At 73.2% G+C, this 18,234-nt stretch carries 16 protein-coding genes and 1 riboswitch; of the genes, 10 read left to right on the forward strand and 6 right to left on the reverse strand.

The genetic code is table 11. The annotated features are described in order from the left end of the window. A complete protein-coding gene (locus ACF1FZ_RS16990) occupies positions 1-429 on the reverse strand; it encodes a YciI family protein (protein ID WP_391774165.1) in 429 nt (142 codons plus the stop codon). 182 nt (positions 430-611) lie between these two features. On the opposite strand from ACF1FZ_RS16990, the gene cbiE reads away from it, so the two are divergent. Then, complete coding sequence (cbiE, locus tag ACF1FZ_RS16995; RefSeq protein WP_391774166.1) at positions 612-1,883, forward strand: precorrin-6y C5,15-methyltransferase (decarboxylating) subunit CbiE; 1,272 nt, start codon at positions 612-614, stop codon at positions 1,881-1,883. Further along, positions 1,880-2,629, forward strand: coding sequence for a precorrin-4 C(11)-methyltransferase (gene cobM / locus ACF1FZ_RS17000; RefSeq protein WP_391774167.1), 750 nt, complete (start codon positions 1,880-1,882; stop codon positions 2,627-2,629). Before cbiE ends, cobM begins: the two co-directional genes overlap by 4 nt. Positions 2,630-2,671: 42 nt before the next feature. Here the strand turns inward: cobM and ACF1FZ_RS17005 are convergent, their stop codons facing one another. Further along, positions 2,672-3,790, reverse strand: a complete 1,119-nt coding sequence (locus ACF1FZ_RS17005; RefSeq protein ID WP_391774168.1) for a cobalt-precorrin-5B (C(1))-methyltransferase — start codon at positions 3,788-3,790, stop codon at positions 2,672-2,674. A gap of 15 nt (positions 3,791-3,805) precedes the next feature. Between ACF1FZ_RS17005 and ACF1FZ_RS17010 the strand changes: the two genes are divergently transcribed. Further along, complete coding sequence (locus ACF1FZ_RS17010; protein WP_391774169.1) at positions 3,806-4,552, forward strand: cobalt-precorrin-6A reductase; 747 nt, start codon at positions 3,806-3,808, stop codon at positions 4,550-4,552. Positions 4,553-4,603: 51 nt separating this feature from the next. Here ACF1FZ_RS17010 and ACF1FZ_RS17015 read toward each other — a convergent pair whose 3' ends face one another. The 4 genes from ACF1FZ_RS17015 to ACF1FZ_RS17030 all read right to left on the reverse strand — a co-directional run bounded on the left by ACF1FZ_RS17015 (position 4,604) and on the right by ACF1FZ_RS17030 (position 8,847). Then, on the reverse strand, positions 4,604-5,116 hold the full coding sequence (locus tag ACF1FZ_RS17015) for a DinB family protein (RefSeq protein WP_391774170.1): 513 nt from the start codon (positions 5,114-5,116) through the stop codon (positions 4,604-4,606). Between the two features lie 210 nt (positions 5,117-5,326). After that, a complete protein-coding gene (gene cobJ / locus ACF1FZ_RS17020; protein WP_391774171.1) occupies positions 5,327-6,865 on the reverse strand; it encodes a precorrin-3B C(17)-methyltransferase in 1,539 nt (512 codons plus the stop codon). Next, positions 6,862-7,488: a precorrin-8X methylmutase gene (locus tag ACF1FZ_RS17025; RefSeq protein WP_391774255.1), complete on the reverse strand. Its 627-nt coding sequence runs from the start codon at positions 7,486-7,488 to the stop codon at positions 6,862-6,864. The genes cobJ and ACF1FZ_RS17025 overlap by 4 nt, the downstream gene beginning before the upstream one ends. A 54-nt stretch (positions 7,489-7,542) precedes the next feature. After that, positions 7,543-8,847, reverse strand: a complete 1,305-nt coding sequence (locus ACF1FZ_RS17030) for a cobalamin biosynthesis protein CobG (RefSeq protein ID WP_391774172.1) — start codon at positions 8,845-8,847, stop codon at positions 7,543-7,545. A gap of 148 nt (positions 8,848-8,995) precedes the next feature. After that, a riboswitch (cobalamin riboswitch) is annotated at positions 8,996-9,136 on the forward strand. A 71-nt stretch (positions 9,137-9,207) separates the two neighbouring features. Here ACF1FZ_RS17030 and cobN point away from each other — a divergent pair. From cobN to ACF1FZ_RS17065, 7 genes are all read left to right on the forward strand, one after another. Next, positions 9,208-12,807, forward strand: a complete 3,600-nt coding sequence (gene cobN / locus ACF1FZ_RS17035) for a cobaltochelatase subunit CobN (RefSeq protein WP_391774173.1) — start codon at positions 9,208-9,210, stop codon at positions 12,805-12,807. Between the two features lie 85 nt (positions 12,808-12,892). Further along, entirely contained in the window at positions 12,893-13,642 is a 750-nt protein-coding gene (locus ACF1FZ_RS17040; RefSeq protein WP_391774174.1) for an IclR family transcriptional regulator, read from the forward strand. Positions 13,643-13,828: 186 nt separating this feature from the next. After that, on the forward strand, positions 13,829-14,443 hold the full coding sequence (locus tag ACF1FZ_RS17045) for a glyoxalase (protein WP_391774175.1): 615 nt from the start codon (positions 13,829-13,831) through the stop codon (positions 14,441-14,443). A gap of 42 nt (positions 14,444-14,485) precedes the next feature. Further along, positions 14,486-14,935: a helix-turn-helix transcriptional regulator gene (locus ACF1FZ_RS17050; protein ID WP_391774176.1), complete on the forward strand. Its 450-nt coding sequence runs from the start codon at positions 14,486-14,488 to the stop codon at positions 14,933-14,935. A gap of 5 nt (positions 14,936-14,940) precedes the next feature. Beyond that, positions 14,941-15,351: a VOC family protein gene (locus ACF1FZ_RS17055; RefSeq protein WP_391774177.1), complete on the forward strand. Its 411-nt coding sequence runs from the start codon at positions 14,941-14,943 to the stop codon at positions 15,349-15,351. Positions 15,352-15,846: 495 nt separating this feature from the next. Then, positions 15,847-16,560 carry a polyprenyl diphosphate synthase gene (gene uppS, locus ACF1FZ_RS17060; protein ID WP_391774178.1) on the forward strand — a complete coding sequence of 238 codons (714 nt, stop codon included), beginning with the start codon at positions 15,847-15,849 and terminating at the stop codon, positions 16,558-16,560. After that, positions 16,557-18,077, forward strand: a complete 1,521-nt coding sequence (locus tag ACF1FZ_RS17065; RefSeq protein ID WP_391774179.1) for an oxygenase MpaB family protein — start codon at positions 16,557-16,559, stop codon at positions 18,075-18,077. The genes uppS and ACF1FZ_RS17065 overlap by 4 nt, the downstream gene beginning before the upstream one ends. Positions 18,078-18,234: the final 157 nt, after the last annotated feature.

An 18,234-nucleotide genomic window follows, 5' to 3' on the forward strand; every position in this document is an offset into this window, starting at 1 on the left:
CTACTCCGCGGCGGCCCGGGGCTCGCCGGTGCCGTCGTCGATCGGCCGGATCAGCACCGGGTGGACGGGGGCGCCCTCCGGCTGCGGACACTCCTGGATGCGTGCGGCGATCTCGGTGACCCTGTCCAGGCTCGCGCAGTCGAGTACCCAGTACCCGGCGAGCTGTTCCTTGGTCTCCCCGTAGGGGCCGTCCGTGATCACCGGCCGGCCGTCCGCGCCCGGCATCACGGCGCGGGTCCTTGCGGGTTCGGTCAGGCCCTGGCCGTCGACCATCTCGCCCGACTCGGCCAGATCGTTGTTGAGTGCTTCCATGAAGGCGAACATCGCCTTCATGTCCTTCTCACTCCAGGCCGGGCTCCCGGCGGACGGGTTGCCGCTCATGGCCTCGTAGTCGGCCTGAGTGCCCTGAACCATCACGAGGTACTTCATGGTGTCGCTCCTCGGCTTCTCGGTCGCCGCCCCTTGTGGGCAACTCTCACAGGGGACGTCGAAGCCTGTGACCGGTTCTCGACACCACGCGGGGGCCTTTCCGGAATCACTCCGCCGCACGGGCCCGGAAGCAGTCCCCGTAGAGTTCGGCTGCGCCGTCCCGTCGACCCCGAGGTACCCCTGTGTCCCCCGCATCACCCCCGCCCGCCGTCCGGGCGCCCGCTTCCCCCGTGAGCGTCGTGGGAATCGGTGCCGACGGCTGGGCCGGCCTGCCCGGTACCGCACGCGCGGTGCTCCTGGACGCGGAGGTCCTGATCGGCGGTGAGCGCCAGCTGGGGCTGCTCCCGCCGGAGTGCGTGGGCCGGCGCGTGTCCTGGCCCTCGCCCCTGCGGCCCGCCGTACGCACTCTGCTCGCCGCGCACGCGGGGAGCAGGACAGCCGTGCTGGCCAGTGGCGACCCCATGTTCTACGGCATCGGCCGGGCCCTCACCGAGGAGCTGGGTGCCGGGGCGCTCCGTGTGCTGCCGCACCCGTCCTCGGTGTCGTACGCCTGCGCCCGGCTCGGCTGGCCGGTGGAGGACACCGAGACCGTCACCCTCGTCGGCCGCCCCACGGCCCGGCTGGCCGGCGCGCTGCACGACGGGCGCCGGCTGCTGGTGCTCTCCGCCGGCGCCGCCACGCCCGCCGCCGTGGCCGCCCTGCTGCGGGACCACGGTTTCGGACCCAGCCGGATGCGGGTGCTCGAACAGCTCGGCGGCACGGCCGAGGACTGCCTGGACGGGTTCGCCGACACCTGGGAGCACCCGCCCGGGGACCCGCTCAACGTCATCGCGGTGGACTGCCGGAGCACCCCGGGCACCCTGCGCCTCGGAGCCGTGCCCGGCCTCCCCGACGAGGCGTACGAGCACGACGGCCAGCTCACCAAACGCCATGTCCGGGCGGCTACGCTCGGGGTGCTCGCACCCGCTCCGGGCGAGCTCCTGTGGGACGTCGGCGGTGGCTCCGGCTCCATCGCGGCGGAGTGGATGCGGACCCACCCGTCCTGCCACGCCGTCACCGTGGAACGCGATCCGGTACGGGCGCGGCGCATCGAGCGCAACGCGGACCGGCTCGGGGTCCCCGGGCTGCGCGTGGTCACCGGCCGCGCACCCGGCGTCCTGGCCGGACTGCCCGTACCCGACGCCGTGTTCATCGGCGGCGGGCTGACCGCGCCAGGCCTGCTCGACGCCTGCTGGGACGCGCTGCCCCCGGGCGGGCGCCTGGTCGCCAACACGGTCACGCTGGAGTCGGAGGCGCTGCTCACCGAGTGGTACCGGCGGCTCGGTGGTGACCTGGTCCGCCTCGCGGTGGCCCATGCCGTACCCGTCGGCGGGTTCACCGGCTGGCGTCAGGCCATGCCCGTCACCCAGTGGTCCGTACAGAAAACCTCGCACGCTCCAGGAGACGACAGATGACCGTGTACTTCATCGGTGCGGGCCCCGGCGCCGCCGACCTGATCACCGTGCGCGGTGCCCGCGTCCTCGCCGCCAGTCCGGTCTGCCTGTACGCCGGCAGCCTGGTGCCACGCGAACTGCTCGCCGAATGCCCCCCGGACGCGCGGCTCGTGGACACGGCTCAGCTGGACATCGACCAGATCACCGCCGAACTGGTGCGGGCGCACGAGGACGGTCACGACGTGGCCCGGCTGCACTCCGGCGACCCCTCGGTCTTCAGCGCCGTGAACGAGCAGATGCGGCGGCTCGACGAGGCGGGCGTGCCGTACGAGGTGGTGCCCGGGGTTCCCGCCTTCGCCGCGGCCGCGGCGGCGCTCAAGCGGGAGCTGACGGTGCCCACGGTCGGTCAGACGGTGATCCTCACCCGGATCGCCCAGCGGGCAACGGCGATGCCCGAGGGCGAGGACCTGGCCACGCTGGGCCGCAGCGGCGCGCTGATCGTGCTGCACCTCGCGGCGCGGTACGTGGACCGGGTGGTCGACGAACTGCTGCCGCACTACGGGGCCGACTGCCCCGCAGCTGTGGTCGCCATGGCCTCACGCCCGGACGAGATCATCCTGCGCGGCACGCTGGAATCCATCGCGGAGCAGGTGAAGGCGGCGGGAGTGATCCGGACAGCGGTGATCATGGTCGGCCGGACGCTGGGCGCCGAGCAGTTCCACGACAGTCACCTGTACTCCCCGGCGCGGGACCGCCGCACCTGCTGACGGGCGGGGGCCGGACGGCCGCCGCCCGTCGTCCCACGCCGCTCACCGGGCTTCGCTGCGTCCCACGACGGCCCCTGCCCGGTCGATGCAGATCACATCGACCGCCACCGGTGCTCCCCGCAGCACCGACAACGCCTGGTCCCGGGCGGCCACGGCGACCAGGTCGCCCAGCGGCACCCCGGCTGCGGTGCACAGCTGCAGCGCCGCGAGGCCGGTGTTGGCGGCCTCGATCTCCGCCGCCAGCCCCTCGCTCGCACCGCCCTGCCGCGCCAGCCGTGCCAGATAGGGCTTGTCGACCTGGGAGCGGCCCGAGTGCAGGTCCAGGTGCCCGGCGGCCAGCTTGGACAGCTTGGCGAACCCGCCGCAGATCGTCAGCCGCTCCACCGGATGCCGGCGGACGTACTTCAGCACCGCGCCCGCGAAGTCCCCCATGTCCAGCAGGGCGATCTCCGGCAGCCCGTACTCGGCGGCCACTGTCTTCTCCGAGGTCGAGCCCGTGCATCCCGCGACATGCCGGTGCCCGGCCGCGAGGGCCACGTCCACCCCGCGCCGGATCGAGTCGATCCAGGCCGAGCAGGAGTACGGCACCACGATGCCCGTGGTGCCCAGGATCGAGATGCCGCCCAGGATGCCCAGGCGAATGTTCCACGTGAAACGTGCGATCTCCTCGCCGTCGTCCACCGAGACCGTGATCTCGGCGTCACCGGTGCCGCCGTGCTCCGCCGCCACGCGTGCGATGTGGTCCCGCATCATCTGACGCGGGACGGGGTTGATCGCGGGCTCGCCGACGTCGAGCGGCAGCCCGGGAAGCGTCACCGTCCCCACCCCGGGTCCGGCCCGGAACACCACTCCGGACCCCGCAGGCAGCAGCCGTACGGTGGACCGCACCAGCGCGCCGTGGGTGACGTCCGGGTCGTCGCCCGCGTCCTTGACCACACCGGCCGTGGCCTCCCCGTCGCCGAGCGCCTCCACCGCGAGCGCGAAGGCGGGGGTCTGGCCCCTGGGCAGGGTGATGGTCACCGGGTCGGGGAACTCGCCGGTGAGCAGGGCCGTGTAGGCGGCCGTGGCCGCCGCCGTCGCGCAGGCCCCGGTCGTCCAGCCCGGCCGCAGACCGGTGTGCTTGAGTTGGGCGGCACGCCCGCCCTGCGCCTCACTGCTCATGGATGGACCGATCCGATGCCCTTGCACGTACTCGTCCTCGGCGGCACGACGGAGGCCCGCCGGCTGGCGGAGTCGCTGGTGGCAGCGGACGGGGTCCGGGTGACCAGCTCACTCGCGGGACGCGTCGCCCGGCCGAAGCCACCGCCCGGCGAGGTGCGCGTCGGGGGTTTCGGCGGAGCCGAAGGCATGGCCGACTGGCTCCGTGGACACCATGTGGATGCGGTCATCGACGCCACCCATCCCTTCGCCGGAACGATCAGTTTCAACGCGGCCTCGGCCGCCGCCGCTGTCCATGTTCCCCTGCTGGCCCTCCGGCGGCCCGGCTGGGTGCCCGCAGAGGGCGACCGGTGGCACCTCGCCGATTCCCTCGCGGGTGCGGCGGAGCTGCTGCCGGAGCTGGGGTCGCGCGTCTTCCTGACCACGGGACGCATGGGTCTGGCGGCGTTCGCCGCACTGGACTCGCTGTGGTTCCTGATGCGCTCGGTGGACGCTCCCGGTGCCCCGCGTCCGGCGCGGATGGAGGTCCTGCTGGACCGCGGGCCGTTCTCCCTGGAGGGCGAACGGGAGCTGATGCGGCGGCATCGCATCGACGTCCTGGTCACGAAGGACAGCGGCGGCGACGCGACCGCCCCCAAGCTCACGGCCGCCCGCGAGGCAGGAATCCCGGTGGTGGTGGTCGCGCGCCCGCCGGTCCCCGCGGGTGTGCCGGTGGCCGGGACGCCGGAGGAGGCACTCGTCCTGCTGCGGGCCCTTCTCACGTGACGTGGCCGCGCCCGCGCTCGTGTGCGGGGGCCGTCGGCGCTTCGGCCCGCCTCAGACGCCCGTGCGGCCGTCGAGGCGCTCCCGCACGAGGTCGGCGTGGCCGCAGTGCCGGGCGTACTCGCTGATCATGTGCGTGTAGATCCAGCGCAGGGTGACCTGGCCCCCCATGAACGGGCTGGTGTCGTCGAGGGTGCGGGCCGCGCAGTTCTCCCGGGCCCGGTCCGTCTCCGACCGCCATACGGCCAGCGCCTGCTCGTACGCCGCGTCCTCGGCCAGGTCGAACCCGCCGTCGGTGTCGTCCGGGTCGGCCTCGGGTGCGTAGATCGCCGGTACCTCCTCCTGGGCGAGGACCCGGCGGAACCAGTTCCGTTCGACCTCCGCGGCGTGCTGGACGAGCCCGAGAAGGGTGATCGGTGAGGGCTCCACGGCTGCTTCGCGGAGCCGCTCGTCCGTCAGGCCCTCGCACTTCTGGGCGAGCGTGGCGCGGTAGAAGTCGAGCCAGCTCTCCAGGGAGGTCCGCTCGTCGGCGTCCAGGGGAGGCATGTGGCGTATGGGGGTGCTCATGGGCGCCATCGTGGCACGGGGGTCCGACAACGAACCTGGCACCGGCCCCCGCCGGAGCGGCAGGAGGCACCACCGGCCCGGGAGCCGGCCCGCCCACCGGTGCCGCGCGCGGGACATGACGCGCGATCAGGAGCCGGACTCCCGGACGGCTTGGGCGGGGGTGCTGACCGGCCGGGGCGGCGCCGGTCCATGGGGCGCCGCCCCGGCCGGTCAGTCCTCCGGGTAGCGGCGTGGCGTCCAGACGATCTGCCGCCCCTCACCCCTCCGCACCCAACGGGTCTGCGAGGAACCGACGATGAGGATCGTCCGCATGTCCACCTCGGCCGGGTCCAGGTCGGCCAGCCGCACCGTCCGCACGCTCTCGGCCGGGCCTCCGACATCGCGGCCGAGCACCACGGGTGTGTCCGGGGAGCGGTGCTCCAGCAGCAGGTCGCGGGCCTTGCCGACCTGCCAGGTCCGGCTGCGGGAGCCAGGGTTGTACAACGCCATGACGAGGTCGGCCGTGGCCGCCGCGCGCAGTCGCCCGGCGATGACCTCCCACGGCTTGAGCCGGTCCGAGAGCGAGATGGTGGCGTAGTCGTGGCCCAGGGGCGCACCGGCCCTGGCGGCGGCGGCATTGGCCGCGGTCACTCCGGGGAGCACCCGCACGGCGATGTCCGTGTACGCGTCCTGAGAGGCCACCTCCAGCACGGCCGTCGCCATCGCGAAGACCCCGGGGTCGCCTCCGGACACCACGGCCACCCGGCGGCCGCGGCGTGCCAGGTCGAGGGCGAACTCGGCGCGTTCCGACTCGACCTTGTTGTCGGAGCCGTGACGCTGCTGGCCCGGCCGCACCGGCACCCTGTCCAGATACGTCGTGTAGCCGACCAGGTCGTCGGCGGCGGCCAGCGCCCCGCGTGTCTCGGGCGTCAGCCACAGCGGTCCGGCCGGCCCGGTGCCGACCACGACGACCTCCCCGGTGTCCCGGCCCGCTGCCGGGGAGGGGCGGGGCGCGTCGATCCGGCTGGGCAGCACGGCGACCGCGAAGTACGGCACGGAGCCGGCGTCGGTGTCCGCCAGGTCACCGGTCCGCTCCCCGGCCATGGTGGCGCGCTCGACGTAACGCGCCTCGGGCAGCCGCCCGGACGCCTCGAACGCGCGGCGCACGGCGGGGAAAGTCCGCCCCAGCTTCATCACCACCGCGGAGTCCGTGGCCGCCAGACGTGCGGTCAGCTCTTCCTCCGGAAGGGTTCCCGGCAGGATCGTCAGCACCTCCTCGGCCTCGACGAGCGGGGTTCCCAGACGGGCGGCGGCAGCGCTGACCGAGGTGACGCCGGGGATGACCTCGGTGTCGTAACGGTCCGCGAGCCGCTTGTGCATGTGCTGGTACGAGCCGTAGAAGAGCGGGTCGCCCTCGGCGAGCACGGCGACGGTGCGCCCGGCGTCGAGGTGCGCCGCGAGGCGGGCCGCGGCCTCGGCGTAGAACTCGTCCAGCGCACCCCGGTAGCCGCCGGGGTGGTCCGTGGTCTCCGTCGTGACGGGGTAGACCAGCGCCTCCTCGATGTGGTCGGCGCGGATGTACTGCGCCGCGATCGAGCGGGCGATGGAACGGCCGTGCCGGGCGGAGTGGTACGCGACGACATCGGCCTCGCCGATGACCTGCACGGCCCGCACGGTCATCAGGGCCGGGTCTCCGGGACCCAGCCCGACGCCGTAGAGCCGCCCGGTGCTTCCGGTGCCGTCGGCCTGCTGCTGCTCGGGCACGCTCACTCCTCCTCGCTGGCGATCGCGTTGAGGGCGGCGGCGGCGATGGCGCTGCCGCCGCGCCTGCCCCGCACGACGAGGTGCTCCAGCCCGGACGGGTGGGCGGCCAGAGCCTCCTTGGACTCGGCGGCCCCGATGAAGCCGACGGGCACACCGATGACCGCGGCGGGGCGCGGGGCGCCCTCCTCGATCATCTCCAGCAGTCGGAAGAGCGCGGTGGGCGCGTTCCCGACGGCGACGACCGCGCCCTCCATCCGGTCCCGCCACAGCTCCAGGGCGGCGGCGCTGCGGGTGGTTCCGAGCTTCACGGCCAGTTCGGGGACGCCGGGATCGGACAGGGTGCAGATCACCTCGTTGTCCGCGGGCAGGCGCTTGCGGGTGACACCGCTGGCGACCATCGCGACGTCGCACAGGATCGGTGCGCCGGCGCGCAGCGCCGCGCGGGCGTCGGCCACCGCGCTCGGCGAGAAGGCGAGATCGCGTACGAGGTCGACCATGCCGCAGGCGTGGATCATGCGAACGGCGACCTGGCTCACGTCGGCGGGCAGCCCGGCCAGATCCGCCTCCGCACGGATGGTGGCGAAGGACTGGCGGTAGATCGCCGGTCCGTCCTTCTCGTACTGGTGCACAGTGCTGTCGCTTTCTTCATCGAACAAGTCGGACAGGAAGGTGGTGCGTGGTGGTCAGCTGCGCGCGCCCCGGGCCGCTGCCACGGCTGCGGCGAGTGCGCCCGGGTCGTCCCGGACCGTCACCGCCGATGCCGTCCGGTCCCCCCGGACGTGGGAGATCCGGTGGCCTCCGGGGACGGCGACCACATCGATCCACTCCCCGTGCGGATGACCGCAGCGGCGTTCGCACCCGGACCAGTACACAGGGAGCCGCCCGGCCGGGCCGACGGCGGCCCCCGCCTCGGCCCGCACATCGGCCAGTGACTTCGCGCAGCCGGGCTGCCCGATACAGGCCCCCACGCCGGCCCACGGGGAGCCCGGTCCAGTGATCAGACCGGCGTCGGAGAGGCCGCTCAGCAGGCTGCCCGCACGGTCGGGTGCGACCCCGGTGACGACGGCCCCGCGCCACGGGGTGAGGCGCAGTTCCCCGGCGCCGGCCAGCAGCCGCCACTGAGCCCGGTCCAGCCGGCCCAGCGGCACGCCGACCGACAGCGCGGTGTGGTGGCGGTGACTGCCCGGCACGGGGCCGGGGGCGGGGGGCTGGGCTCCGAGGGGGCGGGGGTGGTGGTGCGGGGCGACCGTCAGGCCGGCCTGTCGCAGCCGGCGGACGACTTCGGCGGGCAGCGCTGCCGCCGCACCGTCCGGCAGGTCCTTCACCCGCCAGGCGCCGGGCCCCCGGGCCGCGTCGAGGAAGGCCTCGGCGGCGATCAGCGCGGCGCGCGGCCCGTCGGCCCAGGGCACGCGGAGCACGGAGTCACCGGGGCCGATGCGCAGCAGGGCGCCGCCGTCACCGTGGCCGAGGAGGGTGAGGTCGGCGCCGAGGGCGTCCACGTCGCCGCGGCCGTCGTCGAGGGCGAACAGGAAACGTCCGGAGAGCGCCGTCGCGCGGTCGCTCGCGCAGAGGAGGCTGTCCAGTCCGGTCAGCCAGGGTCTGACGTCACCGGCACCGAGGCCGTCGAGCCCGGAGAGGGGGGACGCGACCATGTTGCGCACCCGTTCATGACGTGCGGAGGGCAGCAGCCCGGCCTCGTCCAGCAGCCCGGCCAGCTCGGCGCCGCAGTCCGGGCCGAGCCCGCGCAGTTGCACGTTCCCACGGGAGGTGAGATGCAGCTCACCGTCACCGAAGCGCTCGGCGGCATGCCCGAGCACCTCTGCCTGCCGGGGCGTCAGCACCCCGCCGGGTATGCGGATCCGCGCCAGCGCACCGTCATCCGCCCGGTGCAGGCGCAGCGCACCGGGACAGGCGTCATCGCTGCTCCGGGCACACGCATCACCCGGAGACCGGGACGGGAGGGAGGAGGCGGGCATGGCGGCGAGCATACCGACCGTGACCGGGTCGCATCCTGACGGTCACTGTGACCTGCGGGACACCACCTCTCCCGGCCGGTGCGCGGGCCGCCCGGGCAGGCCCCGGTCCCGGCCGGTGCGGGGGCCGTCTGGTCAGGACCCCCCACCCGCCGCCTACTATGCCTAGCGGCGGTCCGTTGGGTCCGCCATCGCCATACGGCGACATGGGAGGAAGCCCGGTGAGATCCCGGCGCGGTCCCGCCACTGTGAGCCCGGCCCCAGGCCGTGCGAGTCAGGAACTCCCATCCCCGAGCTCGGCTCCGCCCGAGCGGGGGAGACCCCCAATCCGACACCGCCTGGGGCGTGGACACCCCGGGGAAGGACTGACGCCGCATGATCCTGCTCCTGTCGACGTCCGACACCGACCTGCTCAGCGCCCGCGCCTCCGGCGGCCCGGTCGGCTTCCGTTACGCGAACCCGTCCCGGCTCTCCGTCGAGGACCTGCCGCAGCTCCTGGAGGGCACGGACCTCGTCGTCGTACGTCTCCTCGGAGGTGTCCGTGCCTGGCAGGAGGGCCTCGACCAGGTCCTCGCCACCGGCCGGCCCGTCGTCGTGCTCACCGGCGAACAGGCCCCCGACGCACAGCTGATGGCCGCGTCGACCGTGCCCATCGGCATCGCGGCGGAGGCGCACGCCTACCTCGCGCACGGCGGCCCCGCCAACCTGGAGCAGCTGGCCCGCTTCCTCTCCGACACCGTGCTGCTCACCGGTCACGGCTTCGAGGCGCCCGCCCCCGCCCCCGCGTGGGGCCCGCTGGAGCGGACCGCCGGGGACGTCACCGGGCCGACGGTCGCGGTGCTCTACTACCGCGCCCACCACATGAGCGGGAACACCGCGTTCGTCGAGGCGCTCTGCACGGCCGTGGAGGACGCGGGCGCCCGCGTCCTCCCGCTGTACGTCGCCTCGCTCCGCACCCCTGAGCCCGAGCTCATCGACGAACTCCGCGCCGCCGACGCCATCGTGACGACGGTCCTCGCCGCGGGCGGCACCAAGCCCGCCACCGCGTCGGCCGGCGGAGACGACGAGTCCTGGGACGCGGGTGCCCTCACCGGCCTCGACGTGCCCGTCCTCCAGGCGCTCTGCCTCACCAGCCCGCGGGCCGCCTGGGAGGAGAACGACGAGGGCGTCTCCCCGCTGGACGCGGCGACCCAGATCGCCGTCCCCGAGTTCGACGGCCGGTTGATCACCGTGCCGTTCTCCTTCAAGGAGATCGACGAGGACGGCCTGCCCGCATACGTCGCCGATCCCGAGCGGGCCGCCCGGGTCGCCGGGATCGCCGTACGCCACGCCCGGCTCCGCCACATCCCGGCCGCCGAGAAGCGGATCGCGCTCGTCCTGTCGGCCTACCCGACCAAGCACTCCCGCATCGGCAACGCGGTCGGCCTCGACACCCCGGCCAGCGCCGTCGCCCTGCTGCGCAGGCTCCGGGAGGAGGGTTACGACTTCGGTCCGGAGGAGGAGATCCCGGGCCTGGTGTCCGGTGACGGCGACGAGCTGATCTACGCGCTCATCGAGGCCGGCGGCCACGACCAGGAGTGGCTGACCGAGGAGCAGCTGGCCCGCAACCCGGTCCGGATCCCCGCCGCGGACTACCGCCGCTGGTTCGCCACCCTGCCCGCCGAACTCCGGGAGGCGGTGGAGGAGCACTGGGGCCCGGCGCCCGGTGAGATGTTCCTCGACCGGTCCCGCAACCCCGAGGGCGACATCGTGCTCGCCGCCCTGCGCCGCGGCAACCTGCTGATCCTCATCCAGCCGCCGCGCGGCTTCGGCGAGAACCCGATCGCGATCTACCACGACCCCGACCTGCCGCCCTCGCACCACTACCTGGCCGCGTACCGCTGGATCGCCGCGTCCGCCGACGACAACGGCTTCGGCGCCGACGCGATGATCCACCTCGGCAAGCACGGCAACCTGGAGTGGCTGCCGGGCAAGAACGCCGGCCTGTCCGCCGCCTGCGGCCCCGACGCCGCGCTGGGCGACCTGCCGCTGGTCTACCCGTTCCTCGTCAACGACCCAGGCGAGGGCACCCAGGCCAAGCGCCGTGTGCACGCCACGCTCGTGGACCACCTCGTACCGCCGATGGCGCGCGCCGACAGCTACGGCGACATCGCCCGCCTCGAACAGCTCCTGGACGAGCACGCCCAGATCGCCGCGATGGACCCGGCCAAGCTCCCGGCCGTCCGCGCCCAGATCTGGACCCTCATCCAGGCCGCGAAGCTCGACCACGACCTGGGCCTGGAGGACCGGCCGGAGGACGAGGGCTTCGACGAGTTCATCATGCATCTCGACGGCTGGCTCTGTGAGATCAAGGACGTCCAGATCCGCGACGGCCTGCACGTCCTCGGCGGCGCCCCGGCCGGCAAGGACCGCGTCAACCTGGTCCTCGCCGTCCTGCGCGCCCGCCAGATCTGGGGCGGCACGTCCTCGCTGCCCGGCCTGCGCGAGGCGCTCGGCCTGGACGAGTCGGCGGCCACCCGCACCGCCGCCGACGCGGCCGAGGAGCAGGCCCGCGCGCTCGTCCAGGCCATGGACGACGCGGACTGGGACCCGGCCGCCGTCGCCGGTGTGGCCGAGGGCCACCCGCAGGCCGTCGCCGACATCCTGGACTTCGCCGCCCGCGAGGTCGTGCCCCGCCTCGCCGCGACGACCGACGAGCTCGACCACGCGGTCCACGCGCTGAACGGCGGCTTCGTCCCCGCCGGCCCGTCCGGCTCCCCGCTCCGCGGCCTGGTCAACGTGCTGCCGACCGGCCGCAACTTCTACTCGGTCGACCCCAAGGCCGTCCCCTCCCGCCTCGCCTGGGAGACCGGCCAGGCCCTCGCCGACTCGCTCCTGGAGCGCTACCGCGCCGACAACGGCGACTGGCCCACCTCCGTCGGGCTGTCCCTGTGGGGCACCTCCGCGATGCGCACCGCCGGCGACGACATCGCGGAGGCGTTCGCCCTCCTCGGCGTCCGCCCCGTCTGGGACGACGCCTCGCGCCGGGTCACGGGCCTGGAGGCGATCCCGTACGAGGAGCTGGGCCGCCCCCGCATCGACGTCACGCTGCGCATCTCCGGCTTCTTCCGCGACGCGTTCCCGCACACCATCGGCCTGCTCGACGACGCCGTACGCCTGGCGGCCTCCCTCGACGAGCCCGCCGAGCGGAACTTCGTACGCGCCCACACCCAGGCCGACCTGGCCGAGCACGGCGACGAGCGGCGCGCCACCACCCGCATCTTCGGCTCCCGGCCGGGGACGTACGGCGCCGGGCTGCTCCAGCTGATCGACTCCCGTGACTGGCGTACGGACGCCGACCTCGCCGAGGTGTACACGGTGTGGGGCGGTTACGCCTACGGCCGTGAGCTGGACGGCCGCCCGGCCAGGGACGAGATGGAGACCGCGTACAAGCGGATCGCGGTGGCGGCGAAGAACACCGACACGCGTGAGCACGACATCGCGGACTCGGACGACTACTTCCAGTACCACGGCGGTATGGTCGCGACCGTACGCGCGCTGAAGGGCACCGCCCCCGAGGCCTACATCGGTGACTCGACCCGCCCCGAGACGGTGCGCACCCGCACCCTGGTCGAGGAGACGTCCCGGGTCTTCCGCGCCCGGGTGGTCAACCCGAAGTGGATCGAGGCGATGCGCCGTCACGGCTACAAGGGCGCCTTCGAACTCGCCGCGACGGTCGACTACCTCTTCGGGTACGACGCGACGACGGGCGTGGTCGCGGACTGGATGTACGACAAGCTGACCGAGACGTACGTCCTGGACCCGACGAACCGCGCATTCCTCCAGCAGGCCAATCCCTGGGCACTCCACGGCATCGCGGAACGCCTCCTGGAAGCCGAGTCCCGGGGCATGTGGGCGAAGCCCGACCCGGCGGTGCTCGAGGCCCTGCGCCAGGTGTTCCTGGAGACCGAGGGCGACCTGGAGGGCGAGGACTGAGCGCTGGCGCCGGGCCGGAGGCCCTCCGGTCCGGCGCCCCGCAGCCTGCCTTGCCCCCCGCGCCGAACGGGTCCACGCTGGTGGAATGGGTGACCGAGCAGACCATGCGCCCGTCGCGTCGGTCCAGCATGCGTTCCGCTTGATGGAGGCCGTGGGGGCGCACGACGGCGGCGCGCCCGCCGAGCGGCTGGCGCGGGACACGAGGCTGCCCATGGACGCCGTCCGCGAGCTGCTGTGGACCCTCACCCAGGACGGGTACCTCCGCGGACTCGAGGACGGCGGTTACGTGCTGGGCGCCAAGCTGCACGGCGGGCACTTGGCGCAGGACCTGGTCAGCCGGGTCCGCCCGGCCCTGGCCTCGCTGCGGGACGACCTGTCCGCCGCCGTCTACCTCACCTTCTACGAGGACGGTGAGATCCGGATCGCCGAGATAGCCGACGGCCCGAAGGCGCCGAAGGTCGACCTCTGGGTGGGATTCAAGGACGCGGGGCACGCCACGGCCCTGGGCAAGTGCGTCCTGCGTGAGCTGGACGTCGAGGCGCGCCGGGACTATCTGGCGCGGCACGCCCTCGCCGACCTCACACCGCGCACGATCACCCACCGGGAGGAGCTCGTCCGGCAGCTCGAGTCATCGGCGTCGGACCCGGTGATGATGGACCGGGAGGAGTACGACCTCGGCACGACCTGCATCGCGGTGCCCGTCCGCAGCGGCACGAAGTTCGGCTCCCTCGGGGTCTCCTTCCGGGCGGACCGGATGTACCGCACCAGGCAGTTCAGGGAGAGCCTGCTGGCGTCGGCGAACCGCGTGAGCAGGGACCTCGCCTTCGGCTTCTGAGCGGGGACCGTCCTGCGCCGCCCCGGGCCCCTCCGGAAGCGTGCCCGGGTGCCCCACAGCCTCGAACGCCTCCTGGCCCGCGTGTTTCCGGGCGGTGGCACGCCCCTGGTGGAGCCGGCCCGGTCCCGTTCGCTGCCGGTCAGGAATCAAGAAGCACACGGTACGGAGGCGCCATAGCTTCGTTCCATGACTTCTCCCGTATCCGTCACCCTCGGGGTGGCCGACCCCACCGCCGCCGAAGAGTTCTACGCCGCCGCCTTCGGACTGGGCCCTGAGCTGCGCATACGGGCGTCGGAGGCGCCGACGACCGGTTTCCGCGGGTACACGCTGTCGCTCGCGGTGTCCGGGCCCGCCACCGTCGACGGCTTCATCGACGCCGCCCTCGGCGCAGGGGCCCGGCCGGTGAAGCCCGCCACCAAGTCGTTCTGGGGTTACGGCGGTGTCGTACGCGCCCCGGACGGTGCTCTGTGGAAGATCGCGACCTCGAAGAAGAAGGACAAGGGCCCGGCCACCCGGGAGATCGACCGGTTCGTGCTCCTGCTGGGCGTCGACGACGTACTCGCGAGCAAGCGGTACTACGTGGAGCGCGGCCTCACCGTGGGAAAGAGCTTCGGCCGCAGGTACGTCGACTTCGATACGCCGTCGAGCTCCGTCAAGCTGGGCCTCTACGGTCGTCGCGCCCTCGCCGAGGACGCCGGTGTCCCTCCCGGGGGCACCGGATCGCACCGGCTCGCGATCACCGGGGACAGCGGACCCTTCACCGACCCCGACGGGTTCGCCTGGGAGTCCGCCTCCCGGTGAATCCGGCTGTGCCGGCCCGGTCGCCGTGGCACGATCACCCGTGTGACGAGCAGACCCGCCGAGGCCCAGCACCTGCGCGATCTCGCCCGGCTGCGCCGGGTGCGCGACCGGATCGACCGGGAGTACGCACAGCCACTGGACGTCGAGGCGCTCGCGCGCGGTGTGAACATGTCGGCCGGACACCTCAGCCGTCAGTTCCGGCTCGCCTACGGGGAATCGCCGTACAGCTACCTGATGACACGCCGGATCGAGCGGGCGATGGCGCTGCTGCGCCGTGGCGACCTCAGCGTCACCGACGTCTGCTTCGAGGTCGGCTGCTCCTCGCTCGGCACCTTCAGTACCCGCTTCACGGAGCTGGTCGGGATGCCGCCCAGCGCATACCGGCGGCAGGCGGAGAGCGGGGCGCAGGGGGTGCCGCCGTGCGTGGCGAAACAGGTCACCAGGCCGGTCAGGAATCGAGAAGCCCGCACCCACGGGCCGCCACTAGCGTGAATGCCATGGACATCACCATTCACACCTGTGTACTCCTGCACGACGACCCCGAGGCCTCCCTGGCCTTCTACCGCGACACCCTTGGTTTCGAGGTCCGTAAGGACGTCGGTACCGGCACGATGCGCTGGATCACGGTCGGTCCGGCCGGCCGGCCCGGCACCTCCATCCTCCTGGCACCGCCGGCCGCCGACCCGGGCATCACCGAGGAGGAGCGCCGCACCGTCGCCGAGATGATGGCCAAGGGCACCTACGGGTGGCTCCTCCTGGCCACGAAGGACCTCGACGGCACCTTCGAGAAGCTGCAGGCCGACGACGCCGAGGTGATCCAGGAGCCGACCGAGCAGCCGTACGGCGTGCGCGACTGCGCTTTCCGCGATCCCGCCGGAAACCAGATCCGCATCCAGGAAGTGCGCTGAGCCCCCGGCGCCCCCGACCGTGACCGACGCGTCGGTCGCCGAAGCCCGGCATCGGGCGGCCGACGCGGTCAGGCGCACGCTTCGAGGCGAGGGCAGCGCCCCGCCGCAGCCGAACAGGGCCGGCCCCTCCCAGAGTTGTCCGCGCTGTGCGCCCGCGCCCTCGGACTGATGTTCCACGGGTGAATATGCGGGCATCGCGGTGCACCGGGAGCCGGGCCCCGGCAGTCTGCTGAGGGCGGGAGCAACGGTGGACCGCGCAGGCCGGTGACCCGTCGGCTCCGCGACCGGGGCCGGTCACGGAGCCGGCGAAGCTCCGGACGCGGTCCGCGAGTCGAAGGGGGCGCTTCAATGACATCCGGTGGAGCAGGGCCATCCGGTCAGGCGTATCCGACGGGTGCGCCGGCCGTCGGCGTCGGCACGAAGTCACAGCTGCCCGCCTCACCGGCGGTTCCGGTACAGCCGGGCCGCCCGCCCGGTGAGGAGCGGCAGCGCCCGGTGCCCCGCCATGTCGCGTGCGTGATGGACGGGAACGGCCGGTGGGCGCAGCAGCGCTCCCTGCCGCGCACGTCAGGGCACAGGGCGGCGGAGACGACGGTGATCGACGTCATCGAGGCGGCACGGTCGGCGGGGGTCGAGTGGCTCAGCCTGTACGCCTTCTCCACCGAGAACTGGCGGCGCCCCGGCGAGGAGGTCGACTTCCTCATGCGCCTGGTGCGCCGCGTGGTGCGCAAACACGCGGCACTGCTGCACGCACGCGGCATCCGCTGCCGGTTCCTGGGAGCCGGGGACCCGAGGATCCCCGCCGCCCTGGCCCGTGACTTCGCCGATCTGATGACACTCACCGAGTGCAACCGGGGCATGACGCTGACCGTGGCGTTCGACCACGGGGGGCGCCAGGACATCGTCTCCGCGGCGCGGTCCCTCATCCGCTCCGGGGTGCCCGCCGACGCCGTCGACCAGGCGTGCTTCGCCGAGCATCTGCCCGTCCCCGACATGCCCGACGTGGACCTCGTCATCCGCACCTCCGGTGAGCAGCGCATCTCCAACTTCATGCTCTGGCAGGTGGCTTACGCCGAGTGGACCTTTCCACCGGTGCTCTGGCCCGATTTCCGTGCGCCGCACTTCCTGGAATGCCTGCACGACTACCGAAACCGCGACCGCCGCTTCGGCGGCGTGACGCCGCAGACGAACGGAGAGCCCCACAGGTGAAGGACACGGACAGCAGCCACCCCACGGGGACCGGTGCCGGCTCCACGGGGCCGTCCGAGGACCCCGGCAGGGCGGCCGCCGAAGGGCCGGCCGAATCCCTCTTCGGCCCGGAGTCGGAGTTCCACCGGTTCTTCAACGATCCCCGCTGGGCACTGGCCGTCGTCAGGGCCACGGTGCTGGAGGCCGCCCACCCGCAGGTCGGCGCGGCACTGGCCGACAACTCCTCCTTCGTGGTGCACCCGTGGCGACGGCTGCGCAACACCCTGGTGAGTCTGCAGCGCATGTTCGGAGCCGACGAAGCCGTACGACAGCGGGAAGCGGCCCGGCTCAACCGCCTGCACTCACGGCTGAGCGGCACGGACGCGAGCAACCGGCCCTACGACGCGATGGACCCCGAGGTCCGGGCGTGGGTGGTCGCGACGCTCTTCGAGAGCTCCGTCACCATGTGCCGGCTGAGCGGACAGCCCCTGGACCAGCGCACCATGGAGCGTCTCTACGCCGAATTCCAGGCCTTCCTGGCCGCCCTGGGGGACCAGGCGGGCCACCTCCCGCCCACCTTGCCCGAGTTCTGGAAGTACTACGACCGCATGGTCGCGGAGGAACTGCAGAACACGGAAGCGCTGCGCATCATCCTCTTCAGGCTCTTCGAACATCTGCCGGCGCCGCCGCTGTTCGCCGGCCTGCCCACGGTCTGGGCGACCGGCCGCGCGCTGGCGGGGCCGGTCCTCGGCACCATCACCGTGGCCTCCCTCCCGGAGGCCTTCCGCCGTCGGGCGGGACTGCCGGAGGTCCCCGGTGCCCAGACCCTGATGCAGAGTGCCTACATGGCTGCCCGCCTGGCCCGCGCCCTGCCGGACAACTGGCTGCAGACCGAGAACGTCGTCGGTCTGCTCCACCTCTCGCCTGACGGCGACGGCCCGTACACCGAAGCACTCGGCGCCTTGCGCACCCGGATGAAACGGGCCGGCGCGCTCCTGCGGCTGATCACACCGGTGCCGGCCCAACGCGAAGGTACGGGCGGCACGGACGGGACCGGGAACCGGCGCGGTGCCCGTGTGTTCTTCACCGAGGTGCTGGACCAGACCGGGGATGGCTACCTGGACTGGCCCGATCTCGCCGCGATGGCCCGGGAGATCTGCACCCGTCTCGACCTGGACGAGCCGGAGGAGACCCGGTTGTACGACGCGTACGCCGCGTGGTGGAGGGAGCTCCAGGCGGCCCTGGACAGTGACGGCGACGGCCGGGTGAGCGAGGAGGAGTACGCGGCCGCGGTCCCGTCCCTGGCAGGAGCGGCACTGATCAGGGTCGCCGAGGTCCTCTTCGACGTCACCGACGCTGACGGGGACCGGTACATCGACGCCGAGGAGTACCGGGCCCTGTTCAGGAGAGGGTTCGGCCGAAACGTCGTGGACGCCGAAGGGCGTTACTCCCGAAGCGCATTCGTGCGGGACTTCCTCTCCTTCATGTCAGGGCGTGAGCGCTCGACCCCGTACGACCCGATGCTCACCGACGCGTAGGGCTCCGTAGCGGACCGGGCCGGACCTGCGGAGGTGCTCACGAAGCGCGTGCGGTTCCGCTCGGCCTGGGTCCGCCCCCTTCGTCCGAAGGTTCGGAGCGGGACTCGGGCGTTCTGGCCTGGGCCCGAGCCGGACATCGGACGGATGGTGAACGGCA

The sequence above is a fragment of the Streptomyces sp. NPDC014623 genome (assembly GCF_043088245.1).
In the GTDB taxonomy this organism is placed as follows: Bacteria; Actinomycetota; Actinomycetes; order Streptomycetales; family Streptomycetaceae; genus Streptomyces.

Coding starts and splice junctions, on each gene's coding strand:
- ACF1FZ_RS16990 (WP_391774165.1), bottom strand. CDS start 429: ATGAAGTACCTCGTGATGGTTCAGGGCACTCAGGCCGACTACGAGGCC.
- cobM (WP_391774167.1), top strand. CDS start 1,880: ATGACCGTGTACTTCATCGGTGCGGGCCCCGGCGCCGCCGACCTGATC.
- ACF1FZ_RS17005 (WP_391774168.1), bottom strand. CDS start 3,790: ATGAGCAGTGAGGCGCAGGGCGGGCGTGCCGCCCAACTCAAGCACACC.
- ACF1FZ_RS17010 (WP_391774169.1), top strand. CDS start 3,806: ATGCCCTTGCACGTACTCGTCCTCGGCGGCACGACGGAGGCCCGCCGG.
- ACF1FZ_RS17015 (WP_391774170.1), bottom strand. CDS start 5,116: ATGAGCACCCCCATACGCCACATGCCTCCCCTGGACGCCGACGAGCGG.
- ACF1FZ_RS17030 (WP_391774172.1), bottom strand. CDS start 8,847: ATGCTCGCCGCCATGCCCGCCTCCTCCCTCCCGTCCCGGTCTCCGGGT.
- cobN (WP_391774173.1), top strand. CDS start 9,208: ATGATCCTGCTCCTGTCGACGTCCGACACCGACCTGCTCAGCGCCCGC.
- ACF1FZ_RS17040 (WP_391774174.1), top strand. CDS start 12,893: ATGGGTGACCGAGCAGACCATGCGCCCGTCGCGTCGGTCCAGCATGCG.
- ACF1FZ_RS17045 (WP_391774175.1), top strand. CDS start 13,829: ATGACTTCTCCCGTATCCGTCACCCTCGGGGTGGCCGACCCCACCGCC.
- ACF1FZ_RS17055 (WP_391774177.1), top strand. CDS start 14,941: ATGGACATCACCATTCACACCTGTGTACTCCTGCACGACGACCCCGAG.